The following is a 24,620-nucleotide window of genomic DNA, read 5'->3' as shown; positions in this document are numbered from 1 at the left end:
AGGAGAGACATAAAAATCACTTACTGAGAGTTTTCACGATTCAATTTTTGGTACATTCCTGGCGTTATACCTTCGATTTGTTTAAAAACACGAATGAAGGAATTGACATTAGTAAATCCCACTTTTTTAGCACAATCTTGTATTTTTATATCTTTATATTTGATCATCATGCGTTTAGCTTTTTCGATCCTCAATCCATTGATATAGTTTTTAAACGGAACGTTCAAACGTTCTTTTATGATCTTGCTTATATAAGATTCTGTTAAATGAAATTTCTCAGCAATATCACCTAAAGAGATATCTTCTGTATAATGAGCATTTATATATAGGATGATCTCATCACTAGTAGATGTTTTGCTAACATCTTGTTTTTCGATCATATAATATAATTCATCAAATGATTGTTCGAGATTTGATGGATTTAACTGGTTCTCAGCTGATGGTTTCAATTCTTTGAACAATTTTTGATGGTTCTCGTAGAATTCCTTAGAAGAAATGTGTAGTTCAATTAAAATGCGATCAATCGTCAAATTTAAAGCGCTTAAAAGTTGGTTTATGTCATAGAAATTTCCAGAAGAATCCATATTGATAGATAAAATAAACTGAAAAATCTTTTTAGCGTTTTTGTGATCTTTGATTTTTACGAAATGAATTAGTTGACGTTCTGACTCAATAGGATAATCGATCTTTTTCTGAATCTGTGTATTATCTATTTTCTGATCATCACTCGTTACTTGATTAAGTAACGGTAAAGCCCACGAAGCATCCTTTTGAAGGATTTGAACAAAATCATCTTCATTTTTAAAAGGTTTAGATAAAATATAATAGACTTTTAAAGTAAATGTTTCTTCTACTGTATGTTTGATTCGATCAACAAGTGATAAAATTTCTTTTTGATTCTGATTATAGCAAATAAGCATAAACTTTTTTGAATCAAAAGCTAAAAAATCAACGTTTTGATCGGTAAATATTGTTTTTAAGAATTTTTTTCTAGCTTGCGTTATTTCATTATTAGAAAGATTTAATTCCAAAGTATCCCAACCAATAATAGACAAGAAAATCAAACTTCCACCCTGATGAATGTCTTGAATATCAAATAGTGATAAACGCTCTTTTATTTGATCCAGTGAATATTGTTGATTGATGATTTTTTTCATAAGATGATCTTTTAAAGTCTCGACAGATTCCTCATTGAAATTACTTATTTTAGATGGATTTTCAACAAGTACATTCATTGCTTCTTGAATAGAAAAATAGTTAGGTTCTTCTTGTTCTTTTACTTTAGCTATGATCAATCGGTAAGGCTTTAGAATTCGGGCGTTAATAATGGTGATCATAAGAGCAAACAATACAAAAATCAGTAGTAAAGGAATCAGGAATGATGAAATCAAAGGAATCGGTATATCATTTGAATATTGTTTTGTTAGAGAGTATGAAACAAACGGTAGGATGCTTGATTTTTTTTCTAATAATATATTACTTTTACTTGGAGATTGGATGATTTTTGTATAATTGAAATCATCGATCGAGCTCAATCGCTTGTTGGATTGATTATCCGTTATAACGATATTCTTGAGTAATTTATCGGAAATTTCTTCTTTTTTCCAGTATGCTACAAAATAAACTAATTGCTCATTTATTTTTTCTTGAGTGATCAATACTACGTCTTTATTATCTGTTTCAAAAAGCATATTGGAAAAATCAGAATTGATTCCTTGAGAAGCGTTTTTAGTTTGTGGCGATTGAACTTTTAAAAAATTCAAGAAGTCCAAATAAGTAAAATATCCATCTGAACTAATCACATAATTACTTTTAGGATTGATGATCCCAACTGAATATTGTGAATTATTCATAAATTGACTAGTTTTATGAAGATAATCATATGCCTCTGAAAAAATAGAAAAATCGGCTTCTTTCAAATCGATAAAATTTATGATATTTTGATCAGAAGCCAAAGCTCTAAAACTATTTAAAGCCGAGCGTAGTTGTTGATCGATTTGATTACTAATAGTATCCAAAAAAATATGTGCTTTAGCATTTTGTTCTATTTTTCTTTGAACTATTTCTCCTCTAATAACGACAACCATTAAAAATAATGTATATACAGCTATAATAATAAAAAAAGAAAAGAAAAGTTTTTTATAATTTTTAGTTTTCAATAAAGCTCATCCTTCTGAATTGGTAGCGTTTTCTAAATTATACTGTATGCCTATTGCTTGGTCAACACGAGATCGATCTATGCTGAAGACACGCGGTTTATCAGGGTCGACCATTGAATTTTCGCTTATTGATTCAAAAATTACAGTCTAGTGATCCTATCATCATTTTATGTACTGATCTACAAAATAGTGATTAAAAGGCATATTATGTAGATGAAATAGAAATATCTAGATATCATACTGGGAAATTAAACGATATTATAAAAGCGGTTACAAAAACAAAAAGAATGGGGGATACAAAATGTTTAAAAAGAAGTTGAGTATTTTATTTTCTATTTGTATAGGAACGTTTGTGTTGGGAGCTTGTAGTAGTAATGGAGCTAAAGATAATAGTGATGGAAAAACGGAAGTGAAGATCACGTGGCGCAACACTGGTGAGAATGATAAATTGAATAAATATTTAAAAGAAACCTTTGTTGAAGAATTCGAAAAGGAAAATAAAGATATAAAAATCGTTTTATCTCCGATCACAGCGAGTGAAGGCGACTACTTCTCAAAAGTAGCCTTGTCGATGCAATCTGAAAGTACAGCACCAGATGTTGTTGCAGAAGATTCTTTCATGTTGAATTCAGATGCTAACGCAGGGTATTTGACACCATTGGATGATTATATCGCTAAGTGGGATGAATGGTCAGATTATACAGAAAATTTGAAATCTGGAGTAACAGCACAAGATGGAAAAATATATGCTATTCCTGGAACGTCAGATTCACGAGGGATTTGGTACAACAAAAAAGTATTTAAAGATGCGGGATTACCAGAAGACTGGCAACCAAAAAATTGGGATGAAATTATCGATGCTGCTGAGAAAGTAAAACAATCAAATAGCGAAATTATTCCATTTGGTATGGGAGTTGCAAAGGCAAATGGTGAATCGGTATCGATGCAAACGTTTGAAATGCTTTTATATGGAACAAATGATACATTGTTTGATCAAGAAACAAGAAAATGGAATGTGAATTCTAAAGGGATAGATGATTCCTTAGCGTTTATTGATGAAGTTTTCAATAAAAAGAAATTAGGACCACCGCTATCCATTGCAATCAATAGTAATTATGGCTCTGTGATGTTTCAAGATAAGTTTCCTAATGACCAAGCAGCAATGGTTTTAGATGGTTTTTGGAGTTCGGGAAATTGGAACGAAACTGGAGCTGTTCCAATTGAAAATGTTACAGAACGTTTCGGTTTTGCTGCGATGCCAAAACAAGCTGGTGATGGTTTTACTACGATGTCAGGTGGATGGACCTGGGCGATTCCTGAGAAAGCAAAAGATAAGGAAGCTTCTTGGAAAGTCCTAAAAGCACTAGGTCAAAAAGAACAGCAAGCAGCACGAGCAATTGCAGAAGGGAATTTGACTGTGCGTGATGATTCAGCTCAAATAGAAGAATACAAAGAACAACCTTTCATTGAAGAAGCGACTAGTTATTTAAAAGATGCACACTTTAGACCAGCGGATGACAAATATCCAAATGTCTCTGTAGAGATCCAAACAATGGTAGAATCTGTTGCGACTGGAAGTAAGACCCCTGAGGAAGCAGCTAAAGAATATGAAAAAAATGTTACAAGAATTGTTGGAGAAGAAAATATAAAGAAATAAATAATGTGGAAATATAGATCGATTTACTTTCTAAATGTTTATAATTCGAACAAACGGTGAAACAACAGCAGTACTGTTTTTAAGATAGTATTGATCTTTAAGTAGATTAAGTGCTTGAAATAAAAATGTATGAGTACTAAAGAATATGTTGATTATGAGAGATGCTTTTTGACATTTTAAAGTTCTGATCATACTCAAAAAAATTCATTGCTCAGTAACTCTATGCTTGATTTCTAAATGTTTTAACATTACTGCTATTGTTTCGTTTGAAAGGTGGATAGTTATGGAAAATTTAACCGAACAAAAGAAGGATAAAATCAATTTTTCAAAAGAAAAAAAAGCAGCATTCTTTTTATTCCCTTCTTGGATATTGTTATTGATTTTTTTTGTAGGACCTGTTATTTTGACCTTTGTTTTTTCGTTTACCAATTTATCGTTAACTGGTGCAGATGCTAGTCAACTGAAATTTATCGGTTTTGAAAACTTCACGCGAATGTTTGGTGATCCAGATTTTCGTGTCAGTGTTTGGAAAACAATTGTTTTTGTTGTGTTCTCAGCAGTTATCGGGCAATGTTTTTTAGGGTTCATGATTGCTTTTATGATGAAAGAAAAAAACGCTACATTTAGAAGGATCGTTGGTTTGATCATCATTGCGTCGTGGGTCACACCGGAAGTAGTTGTTTCCTTTTGCTGGGTAGCTTTTTTAGGGGACCAAGGAACGGCTAATTGGTTACTATCGCTTTTTAGTATCAAACCTGTAGCATGGCTATTTTTATTCCCGATGACGAGTGTTGTTATTGCAAATATTTGGCGTGGAACAGCCTTTTCCATGATGATTTTTCAATCGGCATTAGATGATATTCCTAAAGAAGTGGAAGAAGCGGCCGTTATGGATGGTGCAAGCAGATGGCAAGTTATCCGAAAAATTACGATACCTATGGTGAAAGGAACTATTTCAACGAATTTAATGTTAGTGACTTTACAAACATTAGGCGTTTTCACACTGATCTATACGATGACTGGCGGAGGTCCGGGAAATCAAACATCAACATTACCAGTGTTTATGTATAAACAAGCATTTGTTAGTTATCAATTAGGGTATGGAACAGCTATCTCATTAGTCTTATTAGTTTTAGGTGCCGTTGCTAGTCTAATTTATATGAAAACATTAAAAGTGAAAGTATAGGTGATGATAATGATCAATAAAGGCCATAAAATCGAAACAACCATGCATTATATCATTCTCTCTTTACTTGCATTTCTTTTTCTATTACCACTTTTATGGATGATTTTTGCATCAGTAGATCCAGGCGCAATACAAACTTTAAAATTTCCAGAAAAACTCACAATGGATAATTTTTTCTCTATTGTAACAGATCCTACCATAGTACGTTCTTTTTGGGTAGGTTTACTAATTTCAGGCTGCCAATCTTTGTTAGTCGTAGGTGTTTGTATTTTAGCAGCCTATCCTCTATCCCGTTATCAATTACGTTATAAAAAGAGTTTCTTGATGACGATTTTATTTATGACGTCATTACCGATGACAGCTGTGATCGTTCCTGTTTATCAAATGTTTATTTTTCTTAAGTTTCAAAATTCATTGATCGCGCTGACCTTCTTTTTGACAGCGTCATCATTACCATATGGTATTTGGATGATGAAGAATTTTATGGATTCAGTGCCAATAGATTTAGAAGAGTCCGCTTGGGTAGATGGAGCTTCCACTTGGCAAGGAGTGAGAAAAGTGTTAGCTCCGTTGATGGTCCCGGGTATTTTTACAGTAGGCATCTTTACATTTACTGGTAGTTGGGGGAATTTTTTTGTTCCGTATATATTGATTCAATCACCAGAAAAAATGCCAGCTTCAGTAACTATTTTTCAATTTTTTGGAAATTTTGGAATGGTAAATTATGGAAGACTGGCAGCTTTTTCTGTTCTTTATACGATTCCAGTTGTCGTACTTTATGCATTGTCACAAACGTATATGTCAAAAGGATTTAGTATGGGAGGAGCAACAAAAGGATGACAGATAACTATTTAAAAGAAAAGAAGTTAGCGAAAAGAATAGTAGAATTAGATGAGTATAGATATACTCCACTCGTTGAAATGAATGATTGGCGAATGGAAGAAGATGTGTCTAAAGAAGAAGTCTATCCACCAGAAAAATGGTCAAATATGTTGAGGATCGGAGAGACTTGGCGAGGAAGAGATCGTTATCTTTGGATCAATCATGAAATAGAGTTACCGGTGAAAGAAAATCTTTGGTTCAAATTTGATTTTGGTCGTACAGGTGGTGGGTACAATTCAGGTTTTGAGTCACTATTGTTTCTTGACGGTAAACCGTATCAAGGGGTAGATTCAAACCATACTGAAGTATTTATTGATCCAAGTTATTATGGAAAACATGTTAGTGTAAGTTTGAAACTATGGTCTGGTTTAGAGGGTGGTGGTCAAGAAGTCATTCAAGTTCATCAACTTAAATGTGCGCAATTGACAACACAAAATATCATGGCTGATCAACTGTTTTATATGTCAAATATGATGAGTAAGACGATTTCAGAATTATCTGATAATGATCCAACTAAATATCTATTATTAAATCAATTAGATGCAGCGTTTAGAGTGATAGATTGGTCTTATCCAGGTAGTGACCAATTTTATGATACGATAGAACTTGCGAATGAAAAACTAAACAATACGTTAGAAGGTAACAAAAAAGAGTCGGAATTGAGTGTTACGGCTGTTGGACACACGCATATAGATGTAGCGTGGCTTTGGCGTTTAAAACATACGGCAGAAAAAACGGCAAGAAGTTTTTCAACTGTTTTAAGGTTGATGGAACAATACCCAGATTATTATTTTTTACAAACGCAGCCTCAGCTTTATAAATATATTAAAAATCTTTATCCTGAGATGTATGTGAAAATAAAAGAGAGAATAGCAGAGGGACGTTGGGAAGTCGATGGAGCTATGTGGCTTGAAGCGGATTGTAATATTCCATCTGGAGAATCGCTGACACGTCAAATTTTACATGGGAAAAAATTTGTTAAGGATGAATTTGGAAAACAAATGAATTATTTGTGGCTCCCTGATGTATTTGGTTATTCTTGGGCGTTGCCGCAGATTCTTAAAAAATCGGGGATCCACACATTTATGACCACTAAAATTAGTTGGAATCAGTATAATCGTATGCCGCACGATACTTTTTATTGGAAAGGAATCGACGGAACTGCTATTCTTACTCATTTTGTTACAACACCTCCTTTGGGAGATACACAAGGTTGGGAAAGTAAGTGGTTTTATACTTATAATGGTGAACTAGAACCTTCAACAGTTTTGGGTAGTTACCAAGCCTATCAAGATAAAGCATTGAATAATGAATTGCTGATTTCATATGGTTACGGTGATGGTGGTGGTGGCGTCAATAGAGAAATGCTAGAAAATAGAAGAGCCATGGATAAAATCCCAGGATTGCCAACAATAAAAACTGGTAAGGCTAAAGACTACTTTGAGCGGTTACATCAAACGATAGAACATGCGACTGCTCCAGTTTCTGAATGGGATGGAGAATTGTATTTAGAGTATCATCGGGGAACGTATACTTCACAAGCTTTTGTAAAAAAAATAAATAGAAAAATCGAGTTGAAGTTAAGGGAAACAGAGATCTTGTTCAGTTTATTTGAAATGGCTGGTGAAAAAAAGTATCCAAAAGAAAAAATCTACGATACTTGGGAAATCTTGTTAAGAAATCAGTTTCATGATATTATACCAGGCTCATCAATCAAGGAAGTTTATAAAGACCATAAAAAAGAAGCTAAGACGATGCTCCAGTCCATAGAATTTCTTAACGAGGAACTAAAAGGAAATCAGAAAGATATTTACACAGTTTATAATACAAATGGATTCAGTAGAACAAGCTTAGTGGATATAGAAGAGACACGCGAGGGTGTATTCAAAAATTTAGTTGGTGAAATCGTCCCGTCTGTTCAACTTGCTGATCGTCATGCAGTATTGATAGATACTATTCCACCATTCCAAGAAATTTCTTTAATATTTGAAGAAGGAACCTTGAATGGAAACATTCACCAAGTTGAAAGTAATCACGTCAATCGTATTGAAACGCCATTTTATGTGATCGAATGGGAAGCAAGTGGAGAAATAACTAAGTTATATGACAAAGAAAATCAAAGAAATGTTTTACTTGGTTCAGGTAATGTTTTTCAGTTGTTTGAAGATAAACCGTTAGACTATGACGCGTGGGATATTGATGTTTTCTATTCCGAGAAAGAGAAGCAATTGAGCGCTACGCGTAGCTACATCAATGAAAAAAATGACTTGTTCACGAGTATTATGTTCGAATATGATTTTGGGCGCTCCAAAATCATTCAAGAGATGATCGTTTATCAATTTTCTAGGCGTATTGATTTTAAAACAAACGTTCATTGGGAAGAAAGACAACAACTTTTAAAAGTTAAATTCGATGTAGATGTCCGGTCGAATGAAGCAACCTATGATATCCAATATGGAAATGTAAAAAGAGCTACGCACAATAATACAAGTTGGGATTTTGCTCAATTTGAAACAGTAGGTCATCAGTGGGCTGATTTATCAGAGGCCTTTTATGGAGTTAGTTTACTAAATGATTCAAAATATGGCTATGATATAAAAGGAAATAGTATGAGATTAACCTTATTGAAAGGCGCTATCTATCCAGATCCTACTGCTGATATAGGTGAGCATGAGTTTACGTACAGTCTACTTCCACACAGTGGGAATTTTATAGTAGGAAAAACAGTAGAAGAGGCCTGGGAAATAAATTCACCATTGAGCTTTATTCAAAAAAGTGATAGTGTCCTTCCTAAATTAGATATTTCTATAGAAGGAATTTTAATGATTGACGCAATAAAAAAGGCAGAATCTTCTGATGGCTGGATACTGAGATTTCATGACCATACAGGTGGTAGGAGAACTGTTAAGATATCGATGAAAGGAATGAAGTGGCAAGAAACTAATTTAATGGAGGAACCAATTTCTGAACCATATTTCGAAGAATTTGAAATCGAACTTGACCCATATGAAATCAAAACATTTAAATTAGTAAGTAAAGATTGATTTTGGATGAAACTGATCAATCAGAGAACAGTGAATCAGTTAGCAAAGTTTGAATCGACCTTCACTTCCTAAAATAGCTCGATCTATTAGTTATATTTTTAGAATATAAGGAATAAAACTGGGATAAAAGTGATTTACCATTGTCCAAGGGTTTTATTGACAGAAAAAAATAAAGTAGCAATGAAAAACCGATCACCTAGCTTTAATATTCTTAAAACTAAATATTTAGTAGGTAAATCGTTGGTTTGATTTTGAAGTTATTGAAGCTATTTAATCACTTTTATTGATCATCTTAAAAAAAATCTCACAAAAGTTCTTGACATTCAGCAAAAAGTCCGTTAATATTAACAACAATAACAAAGCTTTGAGAAAGAGGAGTAACAACACTGACACTTTTCAGAGAGCTGATGGTGGTGAGAATCAGTAAGGGATTTGTTGTGAATGGACTTTCGAGCAAAATGTTGAAAGATAAAGTAGGCATTTTCGGGAACTCCCGTTATAGAGTAAGGTCATTGTTAGATGACTGATAAGAGGAAAGAGTTTCTTTCAAACTTGAGGTGGCACCGTGAATAGTTCGCCCTCAAACCATACGTTTTTGTGTGGTTTGGGGGCTTTTTTGTATTCTAATTTGGAAATACAATAAAAAAATGGTGTGATGGTTAGAAAAAATTCTTTTCATAGAGGTGGTACCGTGGATAATTCTATTCGCCCTCAAAAAACAGATACTTGTTTTTTGAGGGCTTTTTGTTTTGGATCGAGAAGAAAAACTTAGCTAGTGTATAAAAAAGGAGCGATAATCATGCAAATCATTAAAAAAATTCAAGCGGACTATTTAACCGCGATTTCAGCCTTTTTACGAATTAAAGGTAAAAATAAATGTTTATTAGAAAGTATTCCTCGTGATAAAAGTAAAGGTCGTTATTCCATCATGGCTTGGGATGCAGCGGCTGAAATTATTTATCAAGGAAATCAGTTAACGGTAAACGGTATGACTGAAAGCGTTGAAGACCCGTTAAAAGCAATTGAACGTTATGTGTTAAAAACAGAGGAACATTCAGAAGAATTACCGTTTCAAGGTGGGGCAATCGGTTATGTTGGTTATGATGTGATTGCTAGTTATGAAGCGTTAGGAGAGATTCCTTTCGATGAATTGGGGATCCCGGATAGTCAGTTTTACTTATTTGATTCTTATCTGATTTTTGATCATGTAGGTGAAACAATTAGTTTAGTGGAAGCAAACACTTATGCACCAAGAACAAGAGAGCAATTAGAAGCTGCGATTCAGCAAAAAATCGTTGAATTACAACAACCGAGTCCAGAAGAGCAAAAAAAGATTCAGCTTGAAAAACTAAATTATACGAGTAATTTCTCTAAAGAAAGCTATGAAGCAGCAGTCATAAAAGCGAAAGACTATATTCAAAAAGGGGATATGTTCCAAATGGTTCCCTCGCAACGTTTGACCGCTGATTTTACAGGTGATCCGTTTGATTATTATCGTCGTTTGCGCGTGACGAATCCTTCGACCTATTTATATTTTCTTGATTTTGGCGAAACGAAAGTGATCGGCTCTTCACCGGAAAGCTTAGTTAGTGTGAAAGATCAGGTGGTGACGACAAACCCGATCGCTGGTACAAGAAAACGTGGACAAACGGTTGAAGAAGATGCAGCGTTGGAATTAGAACTAAGTCAAGATGAAAAAGAACGTGCAGAACATTTGATGTTGATCGATCTTGGCCGAAATGATGTCGGGAAAGTAAGTGTCAACGGTTCAGTTGAAGTACCAGTTTATATGACGATCGAAAAGTACCGTTTTGTTATGCATATCGTATCGGTGGTCACCGGAAAATTGAAATCTGGCTGTACAGCGATGGATGCATTGAAAGCAACATTACCAGCAGGAACTGTTAGTGGTGCACCGAAAATTCGAGCAATGCAACGTATTTATGAAATAGAAACTGTGAAGCGTAATATTTATGCTGGCGCTGTGGGGTATCTATCTAAAGATGATCAAGCAGATTTTGCGATTGCCATTCGAACGATGGTGCTTCATAAAAATAAAGCGTATGTACAAGCTGGCGCGGGAATTGTTTATGATTCTGATCCTGAAAAAGAATATGAGGAAACATTACACAAAGCCAAAGCCCTATTGGAGGTAGCAGAATGATTTTACTGATCGATAATTATGATTCATTTACGCATAATTTAGCACAATCGATTTCGGATGAACAGGAGATGTTGATTCTTCGAAATGATGATCCACAAATAATAGCAGAGGCTGAAAAAGCAGCAGCGATTATTATTTCTCCAGGACCGGGAACGCCAGCGGAGACAGGTTTTACCAAAAAAATTATTCAACGTTTTTACAAAGAAAAGCCGATTTTGGGTATTTGTTTAGGCCATCAAACGATTGGCGAATTATTTGGGGGAACAGTAACTTCAGCAAGTGAAATCCGTCATGGAAAGGCCTCAATGATTCAGCAAAAAAATAGTCGTTTATTTGAAGATTTACCGTTAGAATTCCCAGTGATGCGGTATCACTCGTTAGTCGTCGACAAAACAACGATTCCAGATGATTTTAATATTACAGCTACTGCATTGGATGATGGCGAAGTGATGGCGATCGAGCATCAAGAATATCCACTTTTTGGGATTCAATTTCATCCAGAATCGATCGGCACGCCAGATGGTTTAGCCATGATGCAGAAATTTATTCAAGTAATGGAGGAAAAAGCATATGAACACTCTTTTTAATAAAGTCTTTACACAACAACAATTGACTCGAGGAGAAGTACACCAATTAGCAGAACAAATTTTTGAAGGTCAATTAACCGATAGTCAAATTGCAGGAATTTTAATTGCTTTAAAATTAAAAGGTGAGACAGCAGAGGAAATGACTGGACTTGCTGAAGTTATTCAACAAAAAGCCACGAAGATTAGTTCTAGAAAAGAAAATATCATGGATAATTGTGGGACAGGTGGTGACCAGTCAGGGAGTTTCAACATTAGCACAACGGCAGCCTTTGTTTTAGCAGCTGGGGGTGTGACGGTAGCCAAACATGGAAATCGTAGTATTTCTAGTAAATCGGGTAGTGCCGATATTTTCGAACATTTAGGTGTTGATATTGCGTTATCACCTGAAAAACTTAGTTATTTGTTAGATGAAGTTGGTTTAGCTTTCTTATATGCGCCACATATGCATCCGAATATGAAATATGTGATGAAAGTACGGAAGGAATTAGCGACTCCGACGATTTTAAATTTAATCGGTCCATTAACAAATCCTGTACAACTAGATTCACAGTTAATGGGTACTTATCGTCGCGATTTGTTGGAAGAAACCGCTAAAACACTTGGCGATCTTGGGCGTAAACGTGCGATTGTAGTTAACGGAGAAGGCGGTTTAGATGAAGCATCATTAGCTGGGACGACGCATTATGCTTTGCTAGAAAATGGTCAAGTAACCATGCATACAATTGATCCAGAAGAGTTAGGGTTTAAACGAATTCCCTTAGCTGCGATTCGTGGTGGAGAAGCCAAACAAAATACAGAAATTTTACTTTCGATTTTAAAAAATCAAGCGAGTCCATACTTAGATACAGTCGTTTTAAATGCGGGATTAGGTTTTTATAGCAATGGTAAAGCGACAACGATTCAAGAAGGAATCTTGCAAGCGAAAGATTGTTTAGCTAGTGGCGCTGCTTTTTCTAAGTTACAACAATTAATTCAAGCACAAAAGGAGGTTGCCTGATGGATTTTTTAGAAACGATTTTACTCGAAAAACGAAAAGAAGTTGCACAAATGCCTTTAGAAACGGTACAACCTTTAAGAGAAACGACTTCTTTTTATGATCGTGTCAAAGCGAATCCAACTAAAATGCAAATCATTGGTGAGGTTAAACGAGCATCTCCTTCGAAAGGAGCCATCAATTTAGACGTTGATGTGATTCAGCAAGCGAAAAGCTATGAAGCAGCGGACGTACAAGCGATTTCTGTTTTGACTGATCCAGTTTTCTTTAAGGGAACGATTGAAGATTTACGTCAAGTGACAGAACAAGTAAGCGTTCCTGTGTTGTGTAAAGATTTCATTATTGATGAAAAACAGTTGATTCGTGCTAGAAATGCAGGAGCAACGATTGTTTTACTGATTGTTGCGGCGTTATCATTGGAAGAGTTGACTGATTTGTATAAAAAAGCTGAAGCATTAGGATTAGAAATTTTGGTAGAGGTACATGATGCAGAAGAATTAGCGATTGCTGAACAACTTTCGGCAAAATTGATCGGCGTCAATAATCGCAATTTAAAAACATTTGAAGTAACCATTGCGGTCAGTCAAGCATTAGGTGAAAAACAAACGACAGAGGCTGTGTATATTAGTGAATCGGGCTTTTCTACGGCGGAACAAGTTGCTCAAGTGACTGAAAATTATCAAGCTGTTTTAGTTGGTGAAGGCTTGATGCGAGAAAAGACACCGCAAGAAAAGGTCAAAGAGTTACAGGTGGCAAGATGAAAGTCAAAATTTGTGGATTAAAAAACAAACTAGCAGTCGATCATGCGGTGGCGAATGGCGCTGATTTTTTAGGATTTGTTTTTGCCGCTAGTAAGCGCGAAGTTGACCCTAAAACAGTAAGAGAAATAACAGTAGATGTACCAAATTCAGTAAAAAAAGTCGGCGTATTTGTTTCTCCAACGCTCGACGAAGTAGAAGCGATCATTGAAGCTGCGGGCTTAGATTTGGTTCAAGTCCATGGGGAGCAATTAAAAGAAAAAGCTTCTGTTCCTATGATCTCAGCTTTACCAGTAGATGGAACAGACTACGTGTTGACTCTTCAAGATGCAACGCCAGATTATTTATTGTTTGATGCACCGCCACAAGAATTTATTGGTGGAAATGGAGTCGTTTTTGATTGGGATCGCTTAGATTTATCAGCATTGAACGAACAAAAAATTATTATTGCAGGAGGATTGACTCCTGAAAATGTACAAGCAGCGGTAAAGCATTTTAGGCCGTATGCACTAGATGTATCAAGTGGTGTTGAAACCAACGGAGAAAAAGATTTAACTAAAATCACAAATTTTATTCGAAATGCCAAGGAGGAAATTTAATGTATAAACAACCAAATGAAGGGTTTTATGGAAATTATGGTGGTCAATTTGTCCCTGAAACATTAATGTATGCAGTCAAAGAATTAGAAGAAGTGTATGAAGCATCAAAAACAGACGAAGAATTTCAAAAGGAATTGAATTATTACTTAAAACAGTATGTCGGTCGGGAAAACCCCCTTTATTTTGCGGAGCGTCTAACGAATCATGTGGGCGGCGCAAAAATTTATTTAAAACGGGAAGATTTAAATCATACTGGTGCTCATAAAATCAATAATACGATCGGTCAAATTTTATTGGCTAAAAAAATGGGTAAAAAGAAAATTGTTGCTGAAACAGGAGCCGGTCAACATGGGGTAGCAACAGCAACCGTTGCGGCATTGTTTGATATGGAATGTACGATTTTTATGGGTGAAATCGATGTGAAGCGCCAAGCGTTAAATGTTTTCCGTATGGAATTGTTGGGTGCGAAAGTAGAGAGTGTGACTTCGGGGAGTAAAACCTTGAAGGATGCTGTCAATGAAGCGTTACGATTCTGGGTTGCAAATGTTGAAGATACTCATTATGTGATGGGTTCTGTTTTAGGACCGCATCCATTCCCAGAAATCGTGCGTGATTACCAAAGTATTATTGGGATCGAAGCAAGACGTCAATTTTTAGAAGTTGAAAACAAATTGCCAGATGCAGTCGTTGCATGTGTGGGTGGCGGAAGTAATGCGATGGGTATTTTCTATCCATTTATTAATGATGAAGAGGTTGCGTTGATTGGTGTAGAAGCAGCTGGTTTAGGGTTGGATACAGAAGAGCATTCGGCAACGATTGCTAAAGGAACGACAGGTGTTTTACATGGAGCAATGATGAAATTATTGCAAGATGAAGCGGGGCAGATTGATGAAGTTTACTCGATTTCCGCAGGTTTAGATTATCCAGGATTAGGGCCAGAACATTGTCACTTGGATGAAACCAGTCGAGCAACCTATGATTCAGTGACTGATCAAGAAGCGTTGGATGCATTCACGCTATTATGCCAAACAGAAGGAATCATTCCGGCGTTAGAAAGTGCACATGCGGTTAGTCATGCGGTAAAAGTAGCGAAAGAGTTGGGACCAGATAAACAGTTGATTATATGTCTTTCTGGTCGTGGAGATAAAGATGTACAACAAATTAAAGAATTGTTTGAAAAGGAGAAAGCGGAATGAAAACATTAACCAAACATTTAAACGAAATAAAAGAACAAGATCAAACGATTTTTGTTCCCTATATCATGGCTGGCGCACAAGGATTAGAAAATTTAGCGGAAGAAATTCAGTTACTTTCTAATGCGGGTGCAAGTGCAATCGAGTTGGGTATTCCTTTTTCTGATCCTGTAGCGGATGGTCCTGTAATTCAAGCAGCTGGCTTAAAAGCACTAGAAAATAAAGTGACCCTTCAAAAAATTCTAGCGGTATTAAAAACAGTAAAAACAGATACGCCGTTAGTAATCATGACCTATTTCAATCCTATTTTTGTTTACAGTTTGGAGCGATTTGTTAGCGAATTAGCAGAGACACCAGTCAAGGGATTGATTATTCCAGATTTGCCTTATGAACATCAAAATTTATTGATGCCACTACTAAAAGAGAGTGATATTGCATTGGTTCCATTGGTTGCGTTGACGACTCCAAGAGAGCGGATCAAAGAATTAGTAGATGCTGGAGATGGTTTTGTCTATGCGGTAGCTGTCAATGGCGTAACGGGAATCGATAATAACTACCAAGAAACGTTAGATGAACATTTAGCTTATATTCAAGGAATTAGTGATAAACCTGTCCTGGCAGGATTTGGCGTTTCTTCTGCCGAGCATGTGACTCGCTTTAGAAAAAGTTGTGCAGGGGTTGTGGTCGGAACGAAAATTGTGCAATTGCTTGGAGAGGGTAAACAGGCTGAAGTGACGGCATTTATTAAAAAAAGTATTGCTTAAGTCAAAAAACTTTTGTGGAGAGATTCGTTTCTTCATGAAAGTTTTTTTATTTGGGTACAATAATCTTGCTTACAGACCTGTCTTTCGGTAAAGTTAAATGAAAAGTGAGCGGGAAAATTAAAGCACATACTGAAAAAGTCAAAGGAGAATGAATTAGATGCAAATGTTTACTAAAAAAGATTTTGATGTTTTTGAAATAGCAGGTTTGGAACCGAGGATGAGTGAGGTTCGCTTAGTGATTCAGCCAAAGTTTCAATCGTTAGATGATTATTTTGCAGAAGAACTGGGAACAGAGTTAGATACAGAACTATTTGTGCATATTGCGCAACATCGACGTCGTACCGTTTATCCGCCAGAAAATACGTGGTCAGCGTTGAGTCAGAAAAAAAGAGGCTATAAAATGAATGCGCATTTCCAATTGGGCATTTGGCCAGATTACCTTTTTATGTGGTTATCATTGATTGATAATCCAAAAAATGAAAAAGAAATTGCACAGGCATTTTTGGATCAACCGTCGTTATTTCAAGCATTGAGTGATGATTTTTATGTCTCAATTGACCATACTCAACCTGAAGTAACGAAATTGAATGAAACAGATTTAGATAAAGTACTATGCCGTTTTAAAGAGGTCAAAAAAGGTGAATTTCAAATTGGTCGCATCATAAAAAAAGAAGATTCACTTTTAGAAAACCCAGAAAAAGCACGCGAATATATGTTAAATACATATCAGCAATTACTTCCACTTTATCGTTTAACAATGGAATTTCAGTAAACAAGTAGGTAGTAGATAAAGGTCAATCTATGGTTAGTTAACGACCGAATAGCTAGAGAGTACGCATCCTTGCGGCTAACTATTCGGTAAGGACTGATTATTGACTTTTAGCTACTATTTTTTCTAGAAAGTTTAAGTAGGAAAACGTTCCAAGGTCATTGTTTGCCCATTTTATTAAACGGGTAATAACGGAAATAAATGACTCCTGAAACTGTTTTCTTGTCAACAAAACCAAAATACCGACTATCGTCAGCTTTTTGTCTATTATCTCCTAAAACAAAATATTTATTTTTAGGAACTTTTGTTGTATGTGTAACGAGTAGACTTTCTAAAGAAAAATTGTCCGTCAATAAACTATCATCAGAAAGTTCTGCTTTTAAATCGGTCAAATAAGGCTCTTCAAAAGGAACGCCATTAATCAATAATTGATCATTTTGGTAGTGAATCGTATCGCCTGGCAACCCAATAATTCGTTTGACGACCCTGTTTCCATTTCTAGGGCTCGAGAAAGTAACGGTGTCGAAACGTTTGGGTTTTATGAAAGAATTTTGCCATAAGCGATCGTTTTCATGATATGTCGGCTCCATTGAAACTCCAGTAACAGTAATCGGTGTTAAAATAAAGCTCCTTAAAATAGCCACGATAACCACTAAACTTCCGTATTTAACTATGATGCGAAAAAAATTTTTTTTCTGTTCCATTGTTTGCCTCCTCTTTCTGTTGCGCGTACTCTGGGTTTAGTATAGCAAAGTCACGGTTAGAAGAAATGCACATTATAAAAAATAATTAGAGCATGTCAAAAAATGATAGAAAAATTCTAAATTCCAAAAAAATTGGTAGCAATCAAGCAAGTAAATGTGGTTTCTGTAATTTATAAAATAGTCTTCATATCGATGATTATAAATGAAAAAGTAAAAATTTTCGCTACTAAGGTTTTCGTATCTATTTTTATTCGTTGAGCAATATTTTTGTTGCGTTAGTTATCTTTTGTTATACTCAAGTTATCGAGTGATAAGTTAGGAGTGAAAATAATGTTTTTAGCATGGAATGAAATCAAACATTCAAAATTACGTTATGCGTTGATTATTAGTGTGATGTTCTTAATTTCGTATTTAGTCTTTTTCTTAACAGGTCTATCTTATGGATTGGCACAAGACAATCGAACAGCTGTTGATAAATGGGATGCTGATGGAATTGTCTTATCAGATGAATCAAATGCCAATATCAATATGTCGATGATTCCTTTAAAAACAAAGGAAAAGGTTGAAGCGAAGAAAACAGCTGTTTTGGGTCAAACGGCTGGTGTGATTCAAGCGGATAAAAAGGATTCTGAGAAAATAAATGTGAGTTTTTTTGGAATTAATAAAGACGAATTTTTAATGCCCAATATTGTAGAAGGGCGTGCATTTGAAGCAGAAGATGAAGCTGTAGTGGATAATAGTTTGAAAGAAGAAAATGATTTTCAACTGAACGATACTATTAAATTGTCTGGAACGGAAAAGAAATTAAAAATTGTTGGTTTTACTGAGAATGCGAAATTTAATGTAGCGCCTGTATTTTATATTTCTGTTGCTGATTTCCAACAAATTCGTTTTGAAACCGATGATGTGAATGAAAATTCTCGTATTAATGCGATTGTTTTTCGAGCACAGGATCATGAGTTGAAAAATGTTAAACTTACAGATAGTAGTCTAGAAAAATATGGTATCAAAACATTCATCAATGAATTACCTGGTTATAGCGCGCAAGTGCTGACCTTTGGCTTTATGATTGGCTTTTTAATTGTGATTGCGGCGATTGTGATTGGGATCTTCATTTACGTTTTAACGATGCAAAAAGCGAATATTTTTGGTGTGATGAAAGCGCAAGGGATATCCAATAAATATATTTCTTGGTCGGTGATTGTCCAAACTTTTATTTTAGCTTTTGTCGGCATCGCTGCTGGGCTTTTAGGGACAGTCGGCACGGCATTGGTTTTACCGACTGCGGTTCCTTTTCAAACTAATTGGGCATTCTATTCAGTAGTTGGCGTAGTGATGTTATTGATTGCCGTGTTAGGTGCATTGTTCTCAGTACGTACAGTTGTAAAAGTTGATCCATTAAAAACCATAGGATAAGGAGGGAATACGATGAGTGCAATTGAATTTCAAGAAGTCGATAAGAAATTTTTAGATGGTGATATGGAGATTGAAGCATTAAAACCAACAAATTTTTCAGTAGATAAAGGTGAATTTGTCGCGGTTATTGGACCTAGTGGTTCAGGGAAAAGTACCTTTTTGACAATCGCTGGTGGTCTCCAAACTCCTTCTGCAGGAGAAGTGGAAATAAACGGGAAAGCTTTCAGTAAAGAAAATGAGAAAAAACGATCAATCATTCGTTTTGCCGAAATTGGTTTTATTTTACAAGCCTCTAATTTAGTCCCTTTTTTGTCGGTTGAAAATCAACTTCGCTTAGTCGATAAAGTAAAAAAAGAAAAAGCGGATAAAGGTTATGCGGATGGGTTATTGGAACAGTTGGGAATTTCTAAATTAAAGAAGAAATATCCAAGTGAGATTTCTGGTGGGGAACGTCAACGTGTAGCGATTGCTCGAGCTTTGTATAATGATCCTTCGATTATATTAGCTGATGAACCGACGGCTAGTTTGGATTCTGATCGAGCATTTGAAGTTGTTAAAATATTAGCTAAAGAAACGAAAGAAAAAAATAAAGCAACGATTATGGTAACACATGATCAACGCTTGATTGATTTTTGTGATAAGGTTTATAAAATGCAAGATGGCGTATTGACGTTAGAAAAATAAAGGATTAACTAATTATTTCTATATTGAACGAGGAAAGAGTTGATTCTCTCAGACTCATAATTTCTGAGGCTGAATAAAAATTTTTATAAAGGGAGAATATTTTTAAAAGATTTTGAATGATTTTCCATTTTTAAGGATGGAGGTTGGGACAAAAGTGTTTAGCTCAGAGGACCGAATAGGTATTGTGCAACATCAGCTTATTTCATTCACTGTGTTTTACAACAATTTCGGTTTATTTTATAAGAAAGTGAGCTACTCACTTTCTTAGTTGGGATTGCCAATTGTATAACTGGCTGATTGTTTCCGAAGGTGCTGCTTTTGTACCACGCTCTATCCTTTTTTATGTTTAGATATTAAAAATAGAGTTTCTTCATATAACTAACCTGTAAAAACGGAACAATTTATTCAACGATAACTAATCATCAGATATGCTAAGAAATATAAATGAGACTACTTAGTCAATGCATTCAGAATATAAAATAATAAGTGAGTGGATTAGGTTGTGACTTAAAAAACTCCCTTAAACTTCATTGACAATTAGTTTAAGGGAGTTTAAGAGTATAAAAATAATAATAAATTTACTGTACTTTTTAATGATTATCATATATATGCATTCGAAAGATTCACCTATAAAATTAGTTGTTTTTCGCTTCTTCAATTTCTTGTGCACTAATCATTCTATTGATATGAACAGCTAAATAGGTTACTTCTTCTTTTGGAATTTTTTTTTCGTAAATCGATTCTATATGATCTTTTACCATGAAAGCGATTTCTGTTGCTTTAGGATATAAAATAGCTATTTGCTCAAATAATAAATCGTTTTTTTCGAATAACAAATTGTCTGAAAAAAATCGTTCAGCAAAAAACTTTAGGTGTGTGATAAATCTTTGATAATGTACGCTCTTATTATCAATATTTTTACCTACACTATAGCGAACAATATTTGTGGCAGCCGAAATTAATTTTGCGTAGTTCATTCCATCGCCTTTAGCCCCTTGCGCAGCTTGAGCATTAATAAGGTGAAAAGCAATATTTGCAGCCTCTTCTTCCGGTAAAACAATTCCTAGTTCTTTTTTAATCAATCTCAATGCAAAGTTTCCTAGTTCAAATTCAGCAGAGTAATAGTTTTTAATTTCCCAAAACACACGATTAGTAATCGTAATTCCACTTTTTTGTCGTTCTATTGCAAAATTTAAGTGATCACTTAGCATAAAGTATATGCTGGGATTTAAAGAATATTCTAACTTTTCTTCTGCGTGTTGTACAATTTCACGAGTAATTTCTAAGATTGAAGACGGAATCGATTCTAAGAGATTGACGTACTCTTTTATTTCTGAGTTAGCTAATGGAATAAATGTTTGGTTTACTGCTTCTTCAGCTACTATTTCACCATTTTTTTTACCATAGCCTATTCCTTTACCAAATAAAATATATTCACGAGCATTATCTTCTGCTAAAATAGCATTTGCATTTAACACCTTTTTAATAATCATAAGATTTACTCCTATTCTAAATCTTCCCCATTTGTTTCGATTACTTTTTTATACCAGAAAAAGGAATTCTTTTTTACTCTTTTAAGTGTACCATTGCCATAATCGTCTTGATCGACATAAATATAGCCATAACGTTTCGTCATTTGAGAGGTAGAGACACTAATTAAATCAATTGGTGCCCAACTAGTATACCCCATTAAATCTACTCCCATATCCACGGCCTGTTTCATTGCTTCAATATGCGATTTCAAGTAAGCGATACGATAGGTATCATTGATTACATTATTTTCATCTATTGTATCAGAAGCTCCCATCCCGTTTTCGACAATAATCAACGGTACTTTGTATCGGTCATACAATTCTAATAATGAAATTTCTAAACCGATTGGATCGATTTGCCAGCCCCATTCCGTTGAATTCAAATAGGGATTTTTAACACTCATAATCGTATTGCCAGCAGCTTTTTCTTTTGATGGATCAGCAGATTCTGTTCTTGACATATAATAGCTAAAAGCAAGATAGTCTGCTGTTCCTTCTTTTAAATTAGTTTCATCACTTTCAGCCATGATTATCTCAATGCCTTTATTTTTAAGGTACTGCTTGTAAAGAACAGGGTATTCCCCAAAAATTTGAATATCTGCATGCGAGTAATTATCAAGATTTCTTTCTAGAGAAAGTAATACATCTTCTGGGTTACATGTGTTAGGATAGGTTGTCAACTTCGTTAACATACAACCCATTTTACTACCAGGAATGATATCATGACAGAGCTTAGTTGCTTTGGCTGCAGCCACATATTGATGATGTAAAGATTGGTAAATAGCTTTTTCTAAACTGTATTCTTTACATTTATCTGGAACGATTCCTGCTGTAATGAATGGATGTCTGCCCACACTATCAATTTCATTGAAAGTCAACCAATACTTGACATATTCACCGAATGACTCAAAACATACTTTTGCATACTTTGTAAATAAATCAATCAAACGACGATCTACCCATCCATTATATTTCAAACTTAACTCTAGTGGCATTTCATAATGTGATAAGGTAACAATAGGTTCAATTTTGTGTTTTTTCAATTCTTCAAAAACAGCTTTATAAAAATTGAGCCCTTTTTCATTGGGTTGTTCTTCTTCACCAGTCGGAAAAATTCGTGTCCAAGCAATAGAGATTCGTAACGTTTTAAACCCCATCTCGGCAAATAATTGGATATCTTCTTTATAGTGGTGATAAAAGTCGATACCTCGTCTTTTAGGATAAAATTCAGATGACGTTGTATCAATTGCTTCTTTAATCATCTCAGAAGTAACCTTATTGTGTTCAGAATAATCACTCACATCAAGTGCTGGTTTAAACATAGCTACATCTGCGACAGACATTCCTTTTCCATCAATGTTCCAAGCTCCTTCAATTTGATTTGCGGCTACTGCGCCACCCCATAAGAAATCTTTTTTAAAACTCATTATACTTCTAACCCCAATCTTTCTATAGTTAATAAATCATCGGAAAGGTTTACCACAGAATCTTCTTTTATATCTAATTTTGCATTTTTAGGATTTGTGATAATAATCATCGTCGTTGGATCAAAACCTGCTGCTTTGATTTTTTCAATATCGAAATTTATCAAAAGATCTCCTTTAGAAACCTTTTGTTTTTCTTTTACTAATACTTCAAAACCTTCACCTTTCATATTCACTGTATCAATACCAATGTGAAAAAGAATCTCTATTCCATCGGTTGTTTTCATTCCTAAAGCGTGTTTCGTATTATAAACCATTTCGATGGTTCCATTGACTGGTGCATAGAGTTTTCCTGCTAATGGTTCTATAGCGATTCCATTTCCTAGCATTTTCTTTGAAAAAACATCATCTTTTACTTCTTCTAGAGGGATTAATTTACCTTCCAGAGGCGCACTAAATATAATGTTATTTTCGTTTACTTCTGTTGTCTTTTGTTCTGTCGTTTGAGGTTCTTTCCATAAAATGAATACCGCGATAAATGAAGCGATAAATGAAATAATCAAACCAATAACGGCAAACATAAGATTTTTCGGCAATGTCTCTGAAATAAACATCGACAGACTAGCAAGTCCTGGCCCCACAGCAACATAGGCTTCTACTCCCATGATCCCTAACGAGCCACCACCAACAAAACTACCAATCATAACGCCATACAATACTCGTTTATGCAAAATTGTGACGCCATAAATAGCTGGTTCCGTAATTCCAAATAATGCTGAAATTCCTGCAGAAATTGCTGTAGAGCGAAGACCTTTATCTTTTGTTCTGATAGTTACAGCAAAACATGCACCAGCTTCAGCAATATTATGTGCAAGAGAAGCAGCATTGTAAATAACTTCTTTTCCAGTTTGACCTAATGAAGTAATGACGTAAGGAATCATTGCTTTGTGCATTCCGGTAACAACTAAAAATGGTAGTACTGATGCAAGGATCGCAACGGCGATCCAGCCAAATTTTTCAAAAATAAATAGAATTACGGCCGCAAATCCTTGCCCAAAATTATAGCCTAGAGGTCCTAAGACCAATAAAGTGAACGGAACAACAATTACTAAACTCATCATCGGAACAAAGAATGTACGGATAACTTTTGGAGAAATTTTAGTAAAGAATTTTTCTAATTGCGAATAACATAACACACAAAGAATTGCTGGAAACACTTGATAAGCATAATTAATGCTTTGAACATTGATGGTAAATAATTGCGCACCATCTGCTACCATTGTAGATAAGTTAGGAGTCATTAGAGCAGCGACTGCAGATACAGAAACTAACTGATTAACACCTAATTTTTTTGCTGTTGTAATAGCTACTAAAATCGGTAAAAAATAAAGAGGTGCATCTCCAACAAAATTCAAAATCTGATAAGTCTGTGTTGTATTACTTAATATTCCTAGCATATTTGCTAGCATTAGAAATGATTTTAAAATCCCACCACCAGCGATTGCTGGAATCAATGGTTGGAAGATGCTAACTACAAAATCAAGTAAAACAGTGGTTATTTTCCTTTTTCCTTTTCCAGTTGTATTTGGTTGGCTAGGCACTGTATCAAGTAACAATTTCTTGATTTCATTGTAAATTTCCACAACATCATTCCCAATGATAATCTGCGTTTGCGCTGTTTGATTGACACCTAGAACTTCAGGGAATTTTTTCAATGTCTCCTTATCTACTTTGCTATCATCTATTAATGAAAATCTCAATCGTGTCGAACAATGTTCCAAATGGGAAACATTTTTGCTTCCGCCTACTGCATTTAAAATTTTCTTAGCCACTTCTTTTCTATCCATCTTAATCCTCCTAAAATTGGCATATTATTCAATTTGATCAAGATTAAATAAAAAACCGAACTGATTCAATGACTAAATAAATTTTAATCATTGAATCAATTCGGTTATGCCTGCTTTACCAGTTACATGCCTGATATTAATTTAAAAACAATATAACACTTATTAATGTAACCGTCAACATTTTTATTCGAACTTATCTTTTTTTGTGACAAGCTTTGTAAGAATTTTTTCGTGTTATTCTCTTAAAATAAGTAAAA

The 24,620-nt window shown here is 34.8% G+C and carries 19 protein-coding genes and 1 other annotated feature; of the genes, 14 read left to right on the top strand and 5 right to left on the bottom strand.

The window, feature by feature from the left end:
• Positions 1-20: 20 nt before the first annotated feature.
• A complete protein-coding gene (locus tag ACYSNW_RS06830) occupies positions 21-2,159 on the bottom strand; it encodes a helix-turn-helix domain-containing protein (protein ID WP_461743738.1) in 2,139 nt (712 codons plus the stop codon).
• 301 nt (positions 2,160-2,460) lie between these two features.
• Here ACYSNW_RS06830 and ACYSNW_RS06825 point away from each other — a divergent pair, with 301 nt between their 5' ends.
• The 12 genes from ACYSNW_RS06825 to ACYSNW_RS06770 all read left to right on the top strand — a co-directional run bounded on the left by ACYSNW_RS06825 (position 2,461) and on the right by ACYSNW_RS06770 (position 16,759).
• Positions 2,461-3,816 carry an extracellular solute-binding protein gene (locus ACYSNW_RS06825; RefSeq protein WP_461743737.1) on the top strand — a complete coding sequence of 452 codons (1,356 nt, stop codon included), beginning with the start codon at positions 2,461-2,463 and terminating at the stop codon, positions 3,814-3,816.
• Between the two features lie 283 nt (positions 3,817-4,099).
• Complete coding sequence (locus ACYSNW_RS06820; protein ID WP_461743736.1) at positions 4,100-5,002, top strand: carbohydrate ABC transporter permease; 903 nt, start codon at positions 4,100-4,102, stop codon at positions 5,000-5,002.
• Positions 5,003-5,011: 9 nt separating this feature from the next.
• Positions 5,012-5,842, top strand: coding sequence for a carbohydrate ABC transporter permease (locus ACYSNW_RS06815; protein WP_461743735.1), 831 nt, complete (start codon positions 5,012-5,014; stop codon positions 5,840-5,842).
• The gene (locus tag ACYSNW_RS06810) at positions 5,839-8,928 is read left to right on the top strand and encodes an alpha-mannosidase (protein ID WP_461743734.1); all 3,090 of its coding nucleotides are present in this window, start codon (positions 5,839-5,841) and stop codon (positions 8,926-8,928) included. Before ACYSNW_RS06815 ends, ACYSNW_RS06810 begins: the two co-directional genes overlap by 4 nt.
• A gap of 355 nt (positions 8,929-9,283) precedes the next feature.
• Positions 9,284-9,513, top strand: a binding site (T-box leader).
• Between the two features lie 214 nt (positions 9,514-9,727).
• On the top strand, positions 9,728-11,092 hold the full coding sequence (gene trpE, locus ACYSNW_RS06805; protein ID WP_461743733.1) for an anthranilate synthase component I: 1,365 nt from the start codon (positions 9,728-9,730) through the stop codon (positions 11,090-11,092).
• Positions 11,089-11,679 (top strand): anthranilate synthase component II, encoded by a 591-nt coding sequence (locus tag ACYSNW_RS06800; protein ID WP_461743732.1) that lies wholly within the window; start codon positions 11,089-11,091, stop codon positions 11,677-11,679. The genes trpE and ACYSNW_RS06800 overlap by 4 nt, the downstream gene beginning before the upstream one ends.
• Positions 11,663-12,676, top strand: a complete 1,014-nt coding sequence (gene trpD / locus ACYSNW_RS06795) for an anthranilate phosphoribosyltransferase (RefSeq protein ID WP_461743731.1) — start codon at positions 11,663-11,665, stop codon at positions 12,674-12,676. Before ACYSNW_RS06800 ends, trpD begins: the two co-directional genes overlap by 17 nt.
• Positions 12,676-13,434: an indole-3-glycerol phosphate synthase TrpC gene (gene trpC, locus ACYSNW_RS06790; RefSeq protein WP_461743730.1), complete on the top strand. Its 759-nt coding sequence runs from the start codon at positions 12,676-12,678 to the stop codon at positions 13,432-13,434. Before trpD ends, trpC begins: the two co-directional genes overlap by 1 nt.
• Positions 13,431-14,030, top strand: coding sequence for a phosphoribosylanthranilate isomerase (locus ACYSNW_RS06785; protein ID WP_461743729.1), 600 nt, complete (start codon positions 13,431-13,433; stop codon positions 14,028-14,030). Before trpC ends, ACYSNW_RS06785 begins: the two co-directional genes overlap by 4 nt.
• Positions 14,030-15,226: a tryptophan synthase subunit beta gene (trpB, locus tag ACYSNW_RS06780; protein ID WP_461743728.1), complete on the top strand. Its 1,197-nt coding sequence runs from the start codon at positions 14,030-14,032 to the stop codon at positions 15,224-15,226. Before ACYSNW_RS06785 ends, trpB begins: the two co-directional genes overlap by 1 nt.
• Positions 15,223-15,987 carry a tryptophan synthase subunit alpha gene (gene trpA / locus ACYSNW_RS06775; RefSeq protein ID WP_461743727.1) on the top strand — a complete coding sequence of 255 codons (765 nt, stop codon included), beginning with the start codon at positions 15,223-15,225 and terminating at the stop codon, positions 15,985-15,987. The genes trpB and trpA overlap by 4 nt, the downstream gene beginning before the upstream one ends.
• Positions 15,988-16,144: 157 nt before the next feature.
• On the top strand, positions 16,145-16,759 hold the full coding sequence (locus ACYSNW_RS06770) for a DUF1054 domain-containing protein (protein WP_461743726.1): 615 nt from the start codon (positions 16,145-16,147) through the stop codon (positions 16,757-16,759).
• Positions 16,760-16,914: 155 nt separating this feature from the next.
• Here ACYSNW_RS06770 and lepB read toward each other — a convergent pair whose 3' ends face one another.
• Complete coding sequence (lepB, locus tag ACYSNW_RS06765) at positions 16,915-17,460, bottom strand: signal peptidase I (protein ID WP_461743725.1); 546 nt, start codon at positions 17,458-17,460, stop codon at positions 16,915-16,917.
• A gap of 330 nt (positions 17,461-17,790) precedes the next feature.
• Here lepB and ACYSNW_RS06760 point away from each other — a divergent pair, with 330 nt between their 5' ends.
• Both ACYSNW_RS06760 and ACYSNW_RS06755 read left to right on the top strand, forming a co-directional pair.
• Positions 17,791-18,876, top strand: a complete 1,086-nt coding sequence (locus ACYSNW_RS06760; RefSeq protein ID WP_461743724.1) for an ABC transporter permease — start codon at positions 17,791-17,793, stop codon at positions 18,874-18,876.
• Between the two features lie 12 nt (positions 18,877-18,888).
• On the top strand, positions 18,889-19,560 hold the full coding sequence (locus ACYSNW_RS06755; RefSeq protein ID WP_461743723.1) for an ABC transporter ATP-binding protein: 672 nt from the start codon (positions 18,889-18,891) through the stop codon (positions 19,558-19,560).
• A gap of 635 nt (positions 19,561-20,195) precedes the next feature.
• Here the strand turns inward: ACYSNW_RS06755 and ACYSNW_RS06750 are convergent.
• The 3 genes from ACYSNW_RS06750 to ACYSNW_RS06740 are packed head-to-tail and all read right to left on the bottom strand — an operon-like array spanning position 20,196 to position 24,363.
• The gene (locus ACYSNW_RS06750) at positions 20,196-21,053 is read right to left on the bottom strand and encodes a PRD domain-containing protein (RefSeq protein ID WP_461743722.1); all 858 of its coding nucleotides are present in this window, start codon (positions 21,051-21,053) and stop codon (positions 20,196-20,198) included.
• 11 nt (positions 21,054-21,064) lie between these two features.
• Positions 21,065-22,519 (bottom strand): glycoside hydrolase family 1 protein, encoded by a 1,455-nt coding sequence (locus ACYSNW_RS06745; RefSeq protein WP_461743721.1) that lies wholly within the window; start codon positions 22,517-22,519, stop codon positions 21,065-21,067.
• Positions 22,519-24,363, bottom strand: coding sequence for a beta-glucoside-specific PTS transporter subunit IIABC (locus tag ACYSNW_RS06740; protein WP_461743720.1), 1,845 nt, complete (start codon positions 24,361-24,363; stop codon positions 22,519-22,521). Before ACYSNW_RS06740 ends, ACYSNW_RS06745 begins: the two co-directional genes overlap by 1 nt.
• Positions 24,364-24,620 lie beyond the last annotated feature (257 nt).

The organism is Enterococcus sp. LJL99 (assembly GCF_054871725.1).
The sequence above is the reverse complement of the archived record's forward strand: the minus strand, read 5'-3'. Positions and strand labels throughout refer to the sequence as shown.

Bases quoted from the DNA above. Each gene is read 5' to 3' on its own strand.
- lepB (WP_461743725.1), bottom strand. From the start codon at position 17,460: ATGGAACAGAAAAAAAATTTTTTTCGCATCATAGTTAAATACGGAAGT.
- ACYSNW_RS06785 (WP_461743729.1), top strand. From the start codon at position 13,431: ATGAAAGTCAAAATTTGTGGATTAAAAAACAAACTAGCAGTCGATCAT.
- ACYSNW_RS06820 (WP_461743736.1), top strand. From the start codon at position 4,100: ATGGAAAATTTAACCGAACAAAAGAAGGATAAAATCAATTTTTCAAAA.
- ACYSNW_RS06810 (WP_461743734.1), top strand. From the start codon at position 5,839: ATGACAGATAACTATTTAAAAGAAAAGAAGTTAGCGAAAAGAATAGTA.
- trpA (WP_461743727.1), top strand. From the start codon at position 15,223: ATGAAAACATTAACCAAACATTTAAACGAAATAAAAGAACAAGATCAA.
- trpB (WP_461743728.1), top strand. From the start codon at position 14,030: ATGTATAAACAACCAAATGAAGGGTTTTATGGAAATTATGGTGGTCAA.
- ACYSNW_RS06750 (WP_461743722.1), bottom strand. From the start codon at position 21,053: ATGATTATTAAAAAGGTGTTAAATGCAAATGCTATTTTAGCAGAAGAT.
- ACYSNW_RS06800 (WP_461743732.1), top strand. From the start codon at position 11,089: ATGATTTTACTGATCGATAATTATGATTCATTTACGCATAATTTAGCA.
- trpE (WP_461743733.1), top strand. From the start codon at position 9,728: ATGCAAATCATTAAAAAAATTCAAGCGGACTATTTAACCGCGATTTCA.
- ACYSNW_RS06745 (WP_461743721.1), bottom strand. From the start codon at position 22,519: ATGAGTTTTAAAAAAGATTTCTTATGGGGTGGCGCAGTAGCCGCAAAT.
- trpD (WP_461743731.1), top strand. From the start codon at position 11,663: ATGAACACTCTTTTTAATAAAGTCTTTACACAACAACAATTGACTCGA.
- ACYSNW_RS06760 (WP_461743724.1), top strand. From the start codon at position 17,791: ATGTTTTTAGCATGGAATGAAATCAAACATTCAAAATTACGTTATGCG.
- trpC (WP_461743730.1), top strand. From the start codon at position 12,676: ATGGATTTTTTAGAAACGATTTTACTCGAAAAACGAAAAGAAGTTGCA.
- ACYSNW_RS06770 (WP_461743726.1), top strand. From the start codon at position 16,145: ATGCAAATGTTTACTAAAAAAGATTTTGATGTTTTTGAAATAGCAGGT.
- ACYSNW_RS06755 (WP_461743723.1), top strand. From the start codon at position 18,889: ATGAGTGCAATTGAATTTCAAGAAGTCGATAAGAAATTTTTAGATGGT.
- ACYSNW_RS06825 (WP_461743737.1), top strand. From the start codon at position 2,461: ATGTTTAAAAAGAAGTTGAGTATTTTATTTTCTATTTGTATAGGAACG.
- ACYSNW_RS06740 (WP_461743720.1), bottom strand. From the start codon at position 24,363: ATGGATAGAAAAGAAGTGGCTAAGAAAATTTTAAATGCAGTAGGCGGA.
- ACYSNW_RS06815 (WP_461743735.1), top strand. From the start codon at position 5,012: ATGATCAATAAAGGCCATAAAATCGAAACAACCATGCATTATATCATT.